General features: G+C 70.9%; 11 protein-coding genes and 1 tRNA gene. 4 read left to right on the plus strand and 8 right to left on the minus strand.

Going from position 1 to position 15,142, the window contains the following annotated elements:
• Both DW309_RS05715 and DW309_RS05720 read right to left on the minus strand, forming a co-directional pair.
• On the minus strand, positions 1 to 726 hold a 726-nt coding region (locus DW309_RS05715), incomplete at its 3' end, for a biotin--[acetyl-CoA-carboxylase] ligase (protein WP_136044820.1).
• A complete protein-coding gene (locus DW309_RS05720) occupies positions 723 to 2,006 on the minus strand; it encodes a CDP-glycerol glycerophosphotransferase family protein (RefSeq protein WP_136035935.1) in 1,284 nt (427 codons plus the stop codon). The genes DW309_RS05720 and DW309_RS05715, both read right to left, overlap by 4 nt.
• Positions 2,007 to 2,154: 148 nt before the next feature.
• Between DW309_RS05720 and DW309_RS05725 the strand changes: the two genes are divergently transcribed.
• A complete protein-coding gene (locus DW309_RS05725) occupies positions 2,155 to 3,180 on the plus strand; it encodes a glycosyltransferase family 2 protein (RefSeq protein WP_136044826.1) in 1,026 nt (341 codons plus the stop codon).
• A gap of 12 nt (positions 3,181 to 3,192) precedes the next feature.
• On the opposite strand, the gene DW309_RS05730 is transcribed toward DW309_RS05725, so the two are convergent.
• From DW309_RS05730 to DW309_RS05740, 3 genes are read right to left on the minus strand one after another with little or no spacing between them, the layout of a single operon-like run.
• Complete coding sequence (locus DW309_RS05730; protein ID WP_136044821.1) at positions 3,193 to 4,629, minus strand: CDP-glycerol glycerophosphotransferase family protein; 1,437 nt, start codon at positions 4,627 to 4,629, stop codon at positions 3,193 to 3,195.
• Positions 4,626 to 5,879 (minus strand): CDP-glycerol glycerophosphotransferase family protein, encoded by a 1,254-nt coding sequence (locus DW309_RS05735; protein WP_136044822.1) that lies wholly within the window; start codon positions 5,877 to 5,879, stop codon positions 4,626 to 4,628. The genes DW309_RS05730 and DW309_RS05735 overlap by 4 nt, the downstream gene beginning before the upstream one ends.
• Positions 5,880 to 5,930: 51 nt before the next feature.
• Complete coding sequence (locus tag DW309_RS05740; RefSeq protein WP_136044823.1) at positions 5,931 to 7,472, minus strand: S1C family serine protease; 1,542 nt, start codon at positions 7,470 to 7,472, stop codon at positions 5,931 to 5,933.
• A gap of 97 nt (positions 7,473 to 7,569) precedes the next feature.
• On the opposite strand from DW309_RS05740, the gene DW309_RS05745 reads away from it, so the two are divergent.
• Positions 7,570 to 8,766, plus strand: a complete 1,197-nt coding sequence (locus DW309_RS05745; RefSeq protein WP_136044824.1) for an aminotransferase class I/II-fold pyridoxal phosphate-dependent enzyme — start codon at positions 7,570 to 7,572, stop codon at positions 8,764 to 8,766.
• Positions 8,767 to 8,775: 9 nt separating this feature from the next.
• Here DW309_RS05745 and DW309_RS05750 read toward each other — a convergent pair whose 3' ends face one another.
• Positions 8,776 to 9,582: a carbon-nitrogen hydrolase family protein gene (locus DW309_RS05750; protein ID WP_136044825.1), complete on the minus strand. Its 807-nt coding sequence runs from the start codon at positions 9,580 to 9,582 to the stop codon at positions 8,776 to 8,778.
• Between the two features lie 80 nt (positions 9,583 to 9,662).
• On the opposite strand from DW309_RS05750, the gene DW309_RS05755 reads away from it, so the two are divergent.
• Positions 9,663 to 9,736, plus strand: a tRNA-Met gene (locus tag DW309_RS05755).
• Between the two features lie 146 nt (positions 9,737 to 9,882).
• Here the strand turns inward: DW309_RS05755 and DW309_RS05760 are convergent.
• Positions 9,883 to 12,804, minus strand: a complete 2,922-nt coding sequence (locus tag DW309_RS05760) for a UPF0182 family membrane protein (protein ID WP_136029959.1) — start codon at positions 12,802 to 12,804, stop codon at positions 9,883 to 9,885.
• Between the two features lie 81 nt (positions 12,805 to 12,885).
• Positions 12,886 to 13,977: a YlbL family protein gene (locus tag DW309_RS05765; protein WP_136035596.1), complete on the minus strand. Its 1,092-nt coding sequence runs from the start codon at positions 13,975 to 13,977 to the stop codon at positions 12,886 to 12,888.
• 118 nt (positions 13,978 to 14,095) lie between these two features.
• On the opposite strand from DW309_RS05765, the gene DW309_RS05770 reads away from it, so the two are divergent.
• Positions 14,096 to 15,142 (plus strand): zinc-dependent metalloprotease (locus tag DW309_RS05770; protein ID WP_136035595.1); only part of this gene is annotated, 1,047 nt, incomplete at its 3' end.

The raw sequence follows: 15,142 nt of genomic DNA on the forward strand, positions 1-15,142 counted from the left end.
CGTCGCGCCGTCGGCGACCACGAGCAGCCGCCCGTCCGGGTCGAGGGCGCCGGCGGTTCCTTCGAGCGAGCTGCCGTCGGGCAACGAGACGCGCACCGCCTGGCCGACGGTCGCACAGCGCGCCGTCACCGCGGCGTGCAGGCCACTGGTGAGGGCGTCCTCCCCCGCGGCGAGCGCCGTCAGCCACTGGTCGAGCCCCGTGAGGTAGGTGACGAGCAGCAGGTCCTCGTCGACGGCGGCGTCCTGCGCTGCGAACGAGGTGGCTGTCGGCACCGGCAGCTGCTCCCGCGACATGCGCGTGTTCACCCCTGCGCCGACCACCACGGCGTCGGCCGTCGCCTCCGCCAGGATCCCGGAGATCTTCGCACCGTCGACCAGCACGTCATTGGGCCACTTCACGGCGACCTCGCAGGCGGGCAGCTGTGCGGCGACCGCATCGGCCAGTGCGAGCCCGGCGGCGAGCGGGATCCAGCCGCGAACAGCCGGATCACGGGGAAGGTCACGGAGGAGCACCGAGACCGCGAGCGCGGTACCGGCCGGCGCGACCCAGGTGCGATCCAGGCGTCCGCGCCCCGCCGTCTGATCCTCCGTGACGAGCACGGACAGGTGCGGCCAGGCCCGCTGATCGGCCGCGGAAGCGCGCAGGTCGGCATTCGTCGAGCCGGTGGCCTCGACGACCACGAGTCGGGAGGCGACTGCGGCGGTGCGCGGCAGATCGAGGCTCATGCGTCCTCGTCCTCGGCTTCCTCGTCGTCGTCGTTCTGATCGTCGCGCACGGTTCCCACCTCGTGGGCGCGCCAGCGATCCCACTCCTGCATGAGCTGTTCGATCGCCCCGTGGAACTTCGCGGTCGCGACTCCGGGGGTGGTGTCGCCGAAGTAGTGCTGCACCCACATGCGCAGCCGCGCGACGGCCGCCTCGTCGGCCCGCACCCGGTCGACCTCGGAGACGATGTCAGTCGCACCCTCGACCGTCAGCCACTCGCAATCGGAGAGGTAGCCGGTGGTGTCGACGGCGGCCTCCGGGTCGACGGGGCGGGTGATCATCAGCGGCTTGCCGGCTGCGAGCCGGTCGTAGACCATCGCGGAGATGTCGACCACCGCGACATCGGCCGCCGCGAGCTGCCACCCCAGCTCGGGACCGTCGTCGTACACGTGCTGCGCGGCTGGATCGGCCGCGTTGGCGGCGGCGATCGCCGCGAGGATCCGGCGGTGCGCGGCACCGTAGGCCTCGTCCACTACACCGCTGCGCGGATGGGGCCGGTAGATCACACGATGACGGCCGCTCGCGAGCAGCGCCGACACGAGCGCCTCGCCGTGGGAGGCGATCGACCCGTAGTGGGCGCTCGGCCGGTCGCCCTCCCACGTCGGCGCGTAGAGCACCACGATCCTGTCGTCGGGTGCGTAGGGCAGCACGCCCGAGTAGTGGTCGGCCTGCGGGCGGCCGATCTCGATCGTGCGACGGTCCACGTCGTAGTCCCACAGCGTGCGCGACAGCCGGTCGCGGGCGGCCTGCCCTGCCACGAACGCCCAGTCGTACGCCTTGTATTGATTCGTGGTCATGTACATCTTGTCGGACTCGCCGTGGTTGATGAACACGTGCCAGCGGCGACCGTAGCGGAACATCTGGAAGTTCCGGGTGTTCTGGTTGACGTACAGCACGATGCGGATGTCCTGCGTCGCGATGAAACGCTCCAGATCGCGCACCTTCGGGACGAACGCGACGGGAGGCGCATCTTCGTCGAGCAGCTTCTCGGCTCCTGTCGCCTGGCGCGAGAGCACCACGACGGGCCAGCGCTTCGAGAGCTCCGCGAGGGGTCGGTACCACTGGCGCATCTGGTACATGTTGACCGCACCGTCGGCGAAGTACACCGCGATCTGGAAGTGCTCGGGCGGGTAGGGTTCCCGTTCGGCGAGCCGACGGCGCACGCGCTGCACGGCAGAGCGGGACTCGAGTGCCCGTCGCAGCAGACGGTAGGCCTTCTTCGCATCAGACAGTGCACCCATCCCTCCAGGATAGTTCGTCGCTCGCGCCCCTCCCGGCGGAGGGACGCGAGCGGTGGACAGCCCTCAGCCAGCGAGGGAGCCGCCGTGACATGATCGACGTGTGCCCCCAGAGAAGACGACCGACCCCGCGACCGGAGTGTCGTTCGTGATGCCGGTGCTCAACGAGCGCGCCTACCTTCGGCACGCGGTCGAGTCCGTCCTCGCGCAGGAGGTCGGGGGTCCGACCGAGCTGGTCCTCGCTCTCGGGCCCTCCTCCGACGGCACGACCGAGCTTGCACGCGGTCTGGCCGCCGCCGACGACCGCATCCGGCTCGTCGAGAACCCCGCCGCCCACATCCCGGTCGGGCTCAACGCCGCCATCCGCGCAAGCCGCTACCCCACGATCGTTCGGGTCGACGCGCACTCCGAACTCGCCCCCGGCTACGCGGCCCACGCCCTGCAGACGCTCGCACGCACGCGAGCGGCGAACGTGGGCGGCGTCATGCACGCGGAGGGCCGCACGCCGTTCCAGAAGGCCGTCGCCCGGCTCTACAACTCCCCCGTCGGACTCGGCGGAGGCGCGTACCACGGAGGCCGCACCGAGGGCGAGGCCGAGTCGGCCTACCTCGGGGTGATGCGCCGCGCGGTGCTCGACGAGGTCGGCCTGTTCGACGAGACCATCCGCCGCGGCGAGGACTGGGAGCTCAACCTGCGCATCCGGCAGGCGGGCCACGCGGTCTGGTTCGACCCGGAGCTGTCCGTCACCTACTGGCCGCGCGAGAACTGGCTGCGCCTGGCGCGACAGTTCCGGGCGACCGGGGCGTGGCGTGGGGAGCTCGTCCGGCGGTTCGGCCGCAGCAACGGCCTCCGCTACTTCGCGCCGCCCGCCCTCGTGCTGCTCGTGGTGCTGGCGGTGGTCGTCGGCGTGCTGCAGCTCACGGGCGTGCTCGGCGGGGTGGCGTCGATCCTGGCGTCCGTGCTCGTCTACGGTCCGATCGTCCTGTACGTCCTGCTCGTGGTGGCCGTCGCCTGTGCGCGCGGCGGCGGAGACCTGCGGCAACGGCTGTGGACTCTCGCGGTGCTGCCCACCATGCACCTGTCCTGGGGGCTCGGGTTCCTGACCGGCGTGCTGCGCGGTGCCAGAGACACGGTGGACGCCTCGCGCCTGGGCAGCCGCAACACGCCGCTGCCCTGACCTGCGGGGTGATCAGCGGGTCACGAACCCCAGGTCGAGGATGCGGTCGACGACCCGTCGCGCCGCGTGCCCGTCGTCGCGCGTGTTGAACTGCCGACGCCACGCCGCATAGCGCTCCGCGTACCTCTGCTCGTGCTCGGGATCGTCGAGCGCAGCCACCAGCTCGTCCTGCGTGCGCACCAGCGGACCGGGAGCCCGCTCGGCGAGGTCGAAGTAGAACCCGCGCAGCTGCCCGCGGTAGTGGTCGAGGTCGGGGACCAGGAAGTAGAGCGGCTTGCCGGTCACGCTGAAGTCGAACATCACGGACGAGTAGTCGGTGACGAGGGCGTCGGCGGCAAGCAGCAACTGGGATGTCTCCGGGTAGCCCGTGACATCGATCACACGGGCCCCTGCCCTGTCCCTCCCCTGCTCGAGCGTGCGGGAGTGCCCGCGGACGAGCACCACCGCGTTCGCCTGACGGGCGAGGAGCTCGGGGTCGACGAAGTCGACCATCTCCGCGCGGTCGTCACGCCAGGTGGGCGCGTACAGCAGCACGCGCTCCTCGTCGCCGATGCCGAGCGCCGCACGCACCGCCGCAGGGTCGCCCGTGATCAGCGCGTCGTTGCGGGGGTAGCCGTCGACCCAGATCGGACGACCGAAGAACGCGTAGGCCTTGCGGAGGATGCGCTCGGCGTAGGTGTTCTGCGCCAGCAGCACGTCCCACCGCCTGGACTCCTTCACCACGGCCGCCATGCGGCGCGGGTCGAAGCCGGGGCGGTGCAGGGCGAGCCGCTTGAGCGGGGTGCCGTGCCACGTCTGCAGCACCTTCTGTCCCGGCTTGCGCGCGAACCGTCGGCGCAGCCAGTCGTTCACGATCAGCAGACGTGCGGCACCGCGGGCACGCCACCACTCCGGGCTGCCCTCCACCACCGCGATCGCACCATCGGGCACGGCGACCGACAGATCGACCACGCTCCAGTAGCGCCGCACCTCCGGTGCCCGCTGCGCGAGCTCGCGGTCGATGGCCCGCGGGTTGCAGCCGACGCTGCGGCCGTAGAAGCTCTCGAAGAACACCGCGTTCTCGGTGCCGCCGGCCTGCGACACGTAGCGCTCCTCGAGCGTCGATCGCCCCTCCGGGGTGTCGTACACCGGATCGATCGGCGCCGCGATGCGCACCGTGGCGCCGTCGACCGCGATCCGCACGCCGCGCAGGACGACGGGAGCGATGCGGAGTTCCGTCACATCCACGCCCTCGATCGACAGCGCGTACTCGCCCGACGGCAGCGGCAGCTCGGGCCCGCCCCACCGCGACGCCCGCAGCGGGAACGTCGCCTTCCACGTCTTGCCGCCACCGGTCAGGCGGGCGGACACCCGCGCCCGCGGTCCTGCGAGCTCGGCGATACCGGGTCGCTGGCCGGGCCCGGCGATGATCAGCGCCTCCGCCTCGACATCGATGCGGGCCGTCGTCATGCTGCTCCCTTCGGCGCGGGCACACCCCGCGAGCGGATCGCCCGGTAGACGCGACGGGTGTTCTCCCCGTCGCGGAACGCGTGCATCTCCGCGCTGAGCGTAGCGGACCGCGTCGCGGCATCGGCGAAGGCGGCGGGATCCCCCAGGAGCGCGTCGAGCTCCGACAGCAGCGCCTGCCATCCCTCGGCCGCACCGGTCCTGGCGACATCCGCGTAGCGTCCATAGAAGCCCCGGGTGCGGGCGTACTCCTCCGCGTCGGGCGCCAGGAACGCGACCGGCATGCGCAGCAGTCCGACGTCGTACGCCAGCGACGAGTAGTCCGTGACCAGCACGTCGACCGCGGCGAGAGCCGGTGTCACATCGGGGAGCACCGCGCTCGGCAACATCCGGACCCTGGCGGTCGGCAGGGGCGGCGCGTAGGAGCCGGCGCCCAGGGGGTGCGACCGCACCAGGAGCACAGCATCGTGGCGCTCCAGCAGCCGCACGACCTCGATCCACTCTTGAGCGGTCGGGACGGACGGATCGGGAGCGCCGTCACGCCACGTCGGCGCATACAGCAGCACCCGCGCGGCGGGCGGCAACTCCCCCGCGGCACCGACCAGCACGGCGCGCGCCGCCGCGCGGCGTTCCGCCTCGGTGCCGGCGGACAGCACGTCCACGCGCGGCTCGCCGGTCACCACGACCCGGTCGTCGCCCAGTCCGAATGCCGACTCCAGGCGCCCGCGGGCCCGGTCGGACGCCGCGGGCAGCACACGGATGCGCTGCGCCGTTGCGCGGTAGAGCACCCCGATGAGGCGCCGCAGCAGCGGGGCACCCGGAACCGGCGGAACCTGTGTCGTCGCGGGCGAGTCGAGCCCGATGCGCTTGAGCGGGATGCCGTGCCACAGCTGCACCACGAACGCACCGCCGTTCGCGTACCGGTTCACATCACCGAGTCCGTGCGTGACCACAACGACTCCGGCCCGCGCGGTCGCCCACCAGCCGCGCAGCCCCGAGCGGGGAACGGTGCGGATGCCCAGCGCAGCGGCGTCGCGCGCCTCGCGGTCGTCGGCCGTGAGCCAGAGCGTGTCGTGACCGAGAGCGGCGGCGTGACGTTGGAGCGCAAGAGCTCCGTCGCCGATCCCGGCGCCGCAGCCGAAGACCCAGCGCCGGCCCCGGGGGACGAGCAGTGTGCCGAGGCGTCCGAGGGCGTACAGCGGGATGCGGAGCAACTTGGCCGCATTGCCGGTGCCGAAAGAGAAGGACGCCACCCCGCGAGCCTATCGCGCGAGGTGGCGTCCCTCCGTCCGGAGCAGGGTGCCTCAGCCGGCGAGCGTCCCGAGCGTCAGGTCGACGTCGTACTCCTTGCCGCCGCGCACGTACGTGACGGTGGCCTTGCTGCCCGCAGCCGCCGCGCGCACCTGCGCGGTGAGGTCGGTGGCGCCCGTGATGGGGACGCCGTTGAACTCGGTGACCACGTCATCGGCCTTCAGACCGGCGTCCGCCGCGGCGCCCCCGGGCGTGACGTCGGCGATGTACGCCCCGGACACCGTGGCTCCCTCAACACCCGAGGCGTCGCGGACCGAGGCGCCGAGCAGCCCGTGCGTGGCGGCACCGTCGGCGATGATCTCCTCGGACACGCGCTTGGCGATGTTCGAGGGGATCGCGAAGCCGATGCCGATCGATCCCGAGTCCTCGGAGTTGCCCGAGCTGGCGATCGCGACGTTGATCCCGATCAGCTCGCCCTTGCTGTTGACGAGCGCACCGCCGGAGTTGCCGTGGTTGATCGCGGCGTCCGTCTGGATCACGGCCACCGAGATGGAGTCCGTCGTCTGCTGGCCGCCGCTGCCCGGGATGTCGAACTGGAACGGGCCCTGGCCCTCCTGCGGCGACTGCTGCTCCGGCGCATCCTCGGACGAGGAGTCCGGCAGCGCCGACGAGGCGATCTGGATGCTGCGGTTCAGCGCGCTCACGATACCGGTCGTGACCGAGTTCGCCAGGCCGAGCGGGGCGCCGAGCGCGACCGCGGTGTCTCCGACGTTGAGCTTCGACGAGTCGGCGAACTCGATCGGGGTGAGGTCCTTCGCGTCGGTGAGCTTGATGACCGCGAGGTCGTAGATCGGGTCGGTGCCCACGACGGTGGCGTCGTAGATGCGGCCGTCCGATGCGGTCACCCGGATGGTCGGGTCGGCCACGGCACCGCCGAGCGTCACGACGTGCGTGTTGGTGAGCACGTAGCCGTCCTTGCTGATGATCACACCGGAGCCGCTGCCGGCCTCCTGCGATCCCGCGACCTCGATCGTGACGACGGAGGGGAGGGCGGCGGTGGCGACGGCCGTGGTCTCGTTGACCGATCCGGGGTTGTTCACGGTGACGGTCTGCGGGCCCTGCGCGGTGCCGGACGACGGGCGATCCTGCAGGCCCGTGAGAAGCGCACCGCCGCCGAACCCGGCGACACCTCCCACGAGGGCGGCCGCCACGACGAACGCGGCGATGCGCGTTCCTCCGCGGGACTTCTCCTTCGTCGCCGCGGGGGCGTTGCCGTCGGACGGCGCGTGGGCGCCGGAGGGTGCGGTGGCCGGGACGCCGAATGCGGCGCCCGGAGCGTTCGGGGTCGAGCCCGGCGCAGCGAGGCCCTGCGGAACCGGCGCGACGATCGGGGCGACCGGGGCGTGCGACGCGAACGTCGACGGCACCTCGTGTCCCTGCGCGGGCGCGGGCCCCGACGTGTGGTTCGCGTTCGGTGCGGTCGGGCCGGCGGCGGTCGAGTGCCCGTCACCGGACGGGATCGGCGGGACGGGCGGGGTGGGCACGGCATCGTTCGACGCGGGTGCGGTGTGGTCCTGGGGGTTGTCTTCGTTCATGGTGTCTGCTCCTTCGACGCCCCTTCAGGATGGCGCGTGTGCCTGTGCGTTTCGTATGTCGAGCGTGAGTTTCGGCTATGGCCTTAGCCTGTTCTTCATGAGTGTCATACCTGGCGCATGGCAGCGCACGGCGGCCGGTGCGGGCCTGCTGTCCGCAGACGGGACCGTCGCGCCCACCATCTTCGCAGAGATGTCCGCCGCGGCGGCCAGAACCGGCGCGATCAACCTCGGCCAGGGCTTCCCCGACGAGGACGGGTCCGCGGAGGTGCTCGAGGCAGCGAGGGCAGCGATCGCCTCCGGCGCCAATCAGTACCCGCCGGGACGAGGCCTCCCCGACCTGCTCACCGCGATCTCCGAGCACCAGCGGCGGTTCTACGGTCTCGAGGTCGACCCGGACACCGAGGTCATCGTCACAGCAGGCGCGACCGAGGCGCTCACCGCGACGCTCTTGGCACTGATCGACGGCCCCGACGACGAGGTCGTGGTGTTCGAGCCGTACTACGACTCCTACGCCGCAGCGGTCGCCCTGGCCGGGGCCCGGCTGCGGACCGTCCCCCTGCGCGCGCCGGACTTCCAGCCCGATCTCGCACAGCTCGCCGCGACCGTCACCGACCGCACGCGCCTCATCCTCGTCAACGACCCTCACAATCCGACCGGAGCGGTGTTCGGCCCCGAGGTGCTGGCCGAGATCGTCCGGCTGGCTGAGCTCCACGACGCCGTCATCGTCACCGACGAGGTGTACGAGCATCTGACCTTCGACGGCCCGCACACGCCGATCGCGACCCTGCCCGGCGCGGCCGAGCGCACGCTGACCATCTCGTCCGCGGGCAAGACCTTCTCGGCCACGGGATGGAAGATCGGCTGGGTGCACGGACCTGCGGCGCTCATCACCGCCGTCCTGACCGTGAAGCAATACCTCACGTATGTGAACGGCTCACCGTTCCAGCCGGCTGTGGCACGGGGACTCCGCCTCGACGACGCGTTCTTCCGCGACGCCACCACCACGCTGGCCCACAAGCACGAGATCCTCGGGGACGGCCTGCGCGCCGCGGGCTTCGTGGTGCACGCGCCCCGGGGCGGGTACTTCACGGTGGCCGACGCCAGCACACTCGGCGGGTCGGATGCCGCGGCGTTCTGCCGCACCCTCCCGGAGCGGGCGGGCGTCGTCGCGATTCCTCTCACGGCCTTCGTGTCGGCCGAGCATCGGGCCGACTACGCCGGACTCGTGCGTTTCGCCGCCTGCAAACGCACCGAGGTGCTCGAGGAGGCCGCCCGCCGCCTCGCCTCCGCCTGACGCGCGTCCTCAGCGCGGCACGACGTCGTAGCGGCGCAGGCGCAGCGCCGGGTTCACCTGCCGCACCCGCTCGACGGCCGAGCGCTCCACCACGCCGACCGCCATGCCGGGCGCGCTGCCCACTCCGGCCAGGACGACCCCCTGCGGATCCACGATCTGCGAATGCCCGACCCCGATCGGTGCCGGGTGATCGGCCGCCACCGCATAGACCGTGTTCTCGATCGCCCGCGCCGCGAGCAGCGTCGTCCAGTGATGCTCCTTGAGCGGACCGCGCACCCACTCCGCCGGGACGACCAGTGCGTCGACGCCCGCGACCGCCAGGAGCCGGGCGACCTCGGGGAACCGGAGGTCGTAACACGTGAGCAGCCCGAAGCGCAGCCCCGCGACCTCGAACACCGCGGGCTCCGTCAGTTCGCCGGCCTCGATCCAGTCGGACTCGGTCTGACCGAAGGCGTCGTACAGGTGCTGCTTCCGGTAGACCGCGAGCACGCCGCTCCCGTCCACGGCCACGACGGCGTTGCGCACGTGCCCCTCGGTGGACGCCCGCTCCACGAGCCCGGCGACGATCACGACCGCGTACTCCCCCGCGAGAGCGGTGAGCGTGGACACGAAGTCGCCGTCGAGTGTCTCCGCGTGCGTGGCGAGACTCTCGTCGAGCGGGTCGACGAAGTAGCTCGCGTACTCCGGGAACACGACGAGCTTCGCGCCACGCGCCGCCGCCTCGGCGGTGAGCGCCGCAATCGTGTCGCGGTTGTCCTCGCGGGAGGCGGTCGGGGCGAACTGGCACACGGCGACGGCGACGGCGGTCTCGGACATGGCCCCATCCTCTCGCACCCCCGGGACTCCCGCGCTCGATTCGACGACCCTCGGAATCCGTGATAAGTTACTTCTTGTGCCGCGGGGTGGAGCAGTTCGGTAGCTCGCCGGGCTCATAACCCGGAGGTCGCAGGTTCAAATCCTGTCCCCGCAACAAGAGAAGGCCCCTGATCAGGAGAAATCCGATCAGGGGCCTTCGCCTTTCCCTGCGCGCGCTGGCCCCGCCCGCCCTCTGTCCGTCCGGCGGATACGCGAATGGGCGCCCCCGCAGGGACGCCCATTCGTCTCAGCCTCGCAGGATCACTGCCCCGCGGCGCCCTCCAGCTCCAGGAGCTTCTCGACGGCCGCCGTGAGGCGCTTGTCGGCCTCACCGAACTTCTCGAGGTCACCCTCGGCCAGCGCGGCCTGCCGGTCGAGCAGGGCCTGCTGCGCGGCAGCCAGCGCGTCGGCCTGGGCGTCCGTCGGCGCGGTCGGCTCGGTCGGGGTCTCCCCCGTGTCCGGATCCGTCGTGCCCGGATCGGTGCCCGGATCCGTCGGCTCGACCTCGTCATCACCGCCGGTCGCACCGGAGTCACCGCCGAACAGCGTGTCGAGCGCCTCGGTGAGCGTGTTCTCGAACGCGACCCGGTCGCCGAACGCGACCAGCACCTTCTGCAGACGCGGCAGCTGCGTGCCCTCCGACGACTGCACGTACACCGGCTGCACGTAGAGCAGACCGCCGCCGACGGGCAGCGTGAGCAGGTTGCCGTAGATCACCTCGGACTCCCCCTGCTGGAGGAGGTTCAGCTGGGGCACCACGGCGGTGTCCGAGTTGTAGGTGTTCTGCACCTGACCGGGGCCGGGCACCGTGGTGTCGGTGTCGATCTCGAGCATGCGCAATTGCCCGTACCCGTCGGCCTTCACGCCCTTCTCCGACCCGGCGTCCGAGTCCACCGCGAGGTAGCCCATCAGCACGTCTCGGCTGCCTCCCGCGCCCTGCGACGCCGGGATGAAGGTCGAGAACATCGAGAACCGGGGCTGGTCCTGACCGGGCATCTGCATCGTCAGGTAGTACGGCGGCTGCAGCATCGCCTCGCTGCGCGGGTCGTTCGGCGTCTGCCAGCGGTTGTCCTGCTGCGCGAACGAGCCGGCCTTGTCGACGTGGTAAATGCCGAGGATGTCGCGCTGCACCTTGAACAGGTCGGTCGGGTAGCGCACGTGGCTCATGAGCTCGCCCGACATGTCGCTGATCGGCTTGAGCGTCGACGGGTACACCTTCTGCCACGTCTGCAGCACCGGGTCCTCCTCGTCCCACGCGTAGAGCGTGACCGAGCCGTCGTAGGCGTCGACGGTGGCCTTGACCGAGTTGCGGATGTAGTTGATGTCGTCGATCGCGAGCGAGGGCGAGGTGACGTTCGAGTCGGCGATCGCGTCGGACAGGCTCACGCTCGTCGAGTAGGGGTACGTGGAGCTGGTGGTGTAGCCATCCACGATCCAGACGATGCGACCGTCCACGACGCTCGGGTACGGGTCGCTGTCGAGCTCGAGGTACGGGGCGACCTTCTGCACGCGCGTCTTCGGGTCGCGGTCGTACAGGATCTGCGACTCGTCGTTCACCAGGTTCGAGAACAGGATCTGCTCCGACTGGAACTTCAGCGCGTAGAGCAGCTTCGTGAACGTGTCGCCGATCTTCGGACCGCCGTCGCCGTCGAAGGTCGTCTTCGTCTCGCTCGAGCCGTCCTTGCCGCGCGGGTAGTCGATCTCCGCCGGCTCGGAGCCCTCCGGGGCGCCGACGATGGAGTACTCCGGGGAGTTCTCGCCGAAGTAGACGCGCGGCTCGAAGTTCTCGCGGTCGGTCAGGAAGCCCGAGCTCGGGATGCCGCGCTCGAGGAACACCGGCTCACCGTCGCTCGTGCGCTGGTTGCCCGCCGCGGCCACGAGGCCGTAGCCGTGGGTGTAGACCGCGACGCGGTTGTTCCAGTTGTCGCCGTCACCGAGGCCCGACATGTCGAGGTCGCGCACCGAGACCACCGTGTCCTGCATGACGCCGTCGATCTCATAGCGGTCGACGTCCATCGTGGTCTGGAACTGGTAGTAGCCACGGTACTGCTCGAGCTGACGCACGGTCGGCGGGATGACCTTCGGGTCCATGATGCGGATCGACGCCGTGGTCTCGGCGTCGGCCCGCAGCTGGCCGGCCGCCGCGTCGGTCTCGGCCTCGAAGGCGGTGGTCTCGAGGTTCGCGACCCCGTAGGCCTCCTTCGTGCCGTCGATGTTCCGCTGGTAGTACTCCGCCTGGTACGCGTTCTGGTTCGGCTTCACCTGGAAGGTGGTGACCACCCAGGGGTAGCCGACGCCCACGACCAGCGAGGCCACGATGAGCAGCGCCGTCGCGGCGAGCGGGAACCGCCAGCGCCCGATGACGGCCGTGACGAAGAAGAGGATCGCGACCACGGCGGCGATGATCGCGAGGATCGCCAGGCCGGGGATCGTCGCGTTCACACCGGTGTACGCGGCACCCGTGATGCGGTCGTCCGGCGTGACGAGGGTCTTGAAGCGGTCGAGCCAGAGGCTCGCGGCCTGCACCAGGAGATAGAGGCCTGCGATCACGGCGAGCTGGATGCGCGCCGGCTTGGAGATGCGCAGCTCGCCCTGGCCGATGCGCACGGAGCCGTACAGGTACGACACGAGCGCGGTGACCAGCAGGCACAGCAGCAGCACGGCCGACACGAACGCGAGCAGGATCGAGTAGAACGGCATCGCGAACATGTAGAAGCCCGTGTCGACGCCGAACTGCGGGTCGACCGTGTCGGTGGCGACACCGTTCGCCCAGAGCCACACCGTCTTCCAGTTGCCCGCCGCCGCGAAGCCCGCGAACAGTCCGAAGAAGATGGGCATGCCCCACATGGCCAGGCGGCGCAGCGGCTCGATGACCTCCTGATAGCGGTCGAGCTGCGAGCTCAGGCGCACGTAGACCGGGCGCAGACGGTAGGCCAGCTGGATGACGACGAACAGCGGGACCGCCATGCCGAGGAAGCCGACGACGAACATCACCGCCGTCGCGATCCACTGCGTGGTCAGCACGCCGGTGAACCCGACCTGGTCGAACCAGAGGAATTCGGTGTAGAGCGAAGCGAAGACGAAGAACGCCGCGATCAGCGCGGCGATGATCACCAGCGAGATGCCGAGGATTCGTCGAGAGGTTCGTGGCGTGGCCGGGTTCGGGGCTGAGGTCGAGGTCACCCCTCCATCCTAGGCACGGGCGGCTGTGCGCAGGCTGTCACGCCGGTCACGGCGACGTCACGGCGCGGAAGGCCACCCGGCTCAGGTGGCCGGGATCTCGCACGTCGGGAGTCCGCTCGTGTCCCCGCCGTCCGCGATGACGTCCAACGCCGCCAGCGACTCCTCCAGCGTCGCCGTCCGGATCACCTGCAGGCCATCGGGCACGTGCCCGACCACCTCGTCGCAGTTCGACGCCGGAGCCAGGAAGTAGTCGGCACCCGCGTCGCGCGCACCGTAGAGCTTCTGCCGGATGCCACCGATGGGGCCGACGTCGCCCTCCGCGTCGATCGTGCCCGTTCCCGCGACGTCCTTGCCGCCGTTGAGCTCGCCGGGCGTGAGCGTATCGATGATGCCCAGCGCGAACATCATGCCGGCGCTCGGGCCGCCCACGTTGTCGAGCTGGATGGTCACGTCGATCTCGAAGTCGTAGTCGGTGCGCAGGGTGATGCCGACCAGCCAGGTCGTGGTCCCGCCCTCCTCGTGCTTCTCGGGCGTCACCTCCACCACCTGCTCCGCGCCATCGCGCTGCACGGTGAGGGCGACGGGGTCGCCACCCGCATCCTGGATCGCCTCGCGCAACCGGGTGGCCGAGGTGACGGGCGTGCCGTCGACTGCGGTGATCACATCGTCGGGTTCCAGCAGTCCGTCGGCCGGCGAGTCCTCGACCGCGTCCACGACGACCACCTGCGCGCCGGTGTCGTAGCCGAGCTCGTTGAGCGCTGCAGCCGTGGCCTCATGCTGCGAGTCGACCATGAGCGTCGCGTTGCGCTCGTCGCGCTGCTCCGTGGTCACCCCCTCCGGGAACACGGAGTCGAGCGGGACGACCGCCCGCGAGGAGTCGAGCCAGGCCAGCGCGAGTTCGAACCAGCTGGGCGTGCGCTCGCGGTTGCCGACCACCTGCACCGTCGTGAGGTCGAGCGTGCCACCCGTCTCGTACGTCTCCGCACCCTCCACGCTGATCAGCGGCACCTGCTCGCCGTCGGCGTTCTTGGCGGTGCCGAGGGTGTCGTACACGGGACCGGGACGCTGGATCACGTACGGCGACGGCAGGAAGGTGAGCACCGCCAGGGCGGCGAGCGCGACGATCAGCGCCCAGACACCGAGTCCGAGCTTTCCTGCGCGCGGTCGTTCCACAGCATTCCTCCGTCGTTCGCGAGCGGCGTACAGCGATCTGCCCGCACCGGGGTCACGCACTGAAACCTGTGACTAGCGTAGATGCCACGGCTACAGACGTGCTGAGAGGGCGAGCGACATGGCAGACAACGACCCGAACCCGGAGGACTTCCAGGAGTTCCTGCGCCGGATGCTCTCGAACCAGGGCGGCGGCGACATCGACCCGGAAGCGCTGCGGGACGCCTTCCAGGGCATGGACGGGTTCACGCTCGACCCCGCGATGATGCAGACGATCATGGCGCAGCTCCAGGGTGCGTTCGGCGGCGACCCGTGGGAGAACGCGCTGCGGCAGGCGCTGCACATCGCCAACCGCGAGGGCCAGGGCATCTCCGACGGCTCGCGCACCTCGATCGCGGACTCCTTCGCGCTCGCCACCCTCTGGCTCGGCGAGGCGACCACGATCTCCGAGCTCGCCGAGGCGCCCACCGCCATGACCCGCGGCGAGTGGGTCGAGAAGACGTTGCCGGTGTGGAAGGAGATCGCCGGCCCCGTGTCGACCAGCATCGCCGACGCGCTGACCTCGGCCCTGGACACGCAGGTGCCGGAGGAGATGCGCGGCGTGGTGCAGGGCGCGGGGCGGCTGATGCGCGGACTCGGCGGCTCGGTGTTCGCCGCGCAGTTCGGTCAGGTGCTGGGCAACCTGTCGCTCGAGGTCGTCTCGGGCGGTGACGTGGGGATCCCGGTGCTCCCCGCCGGCACCGCGGCCGTGATCCCGCAGAACCTGACCGCGTTCGGCGAGGGCCTGGAGATCCCGGAGGACCAGATCGCGCTGTACCTCGCGACGAGGGAGCTGGCGTACGCCCGGCTGTACCGGCACGCCAAGTGGCTGCACCTGCACGTGATGGCGCAGATCACCGACTTCGCCCGCGGCGTGACGGTGGACGTCGACGCCCTGGAGGACGTGGCGAGCCGGCTCGACCCCTCCGACCCGGAGGAGCTGCGCGCCGCGATCGAGGGCGGCGCGCTGCTGCCCACCCAGACCGAGGCCCAGCGCGAGGCGCTCGCGCGGCTGGAGAACCTCATCGCGACGATCGACGGATGGGTCGACGTGGTCACCGCGCAGGCGACCTCTCGACTGCCGGACGGCGCGCGGATCGCGGAGGCCGCGCGACGTCGCCGCGCGGTC

Source organism: Microbacterium sp. K41 (assembly GCF_004794395.1).
Taxonomy (GTDB): Bacteria; Actinomycetota; Actinomycetes; order Actinomycetales; family Microbacteriaceae; genus Microbacterium; species Microbacterium sufflavum.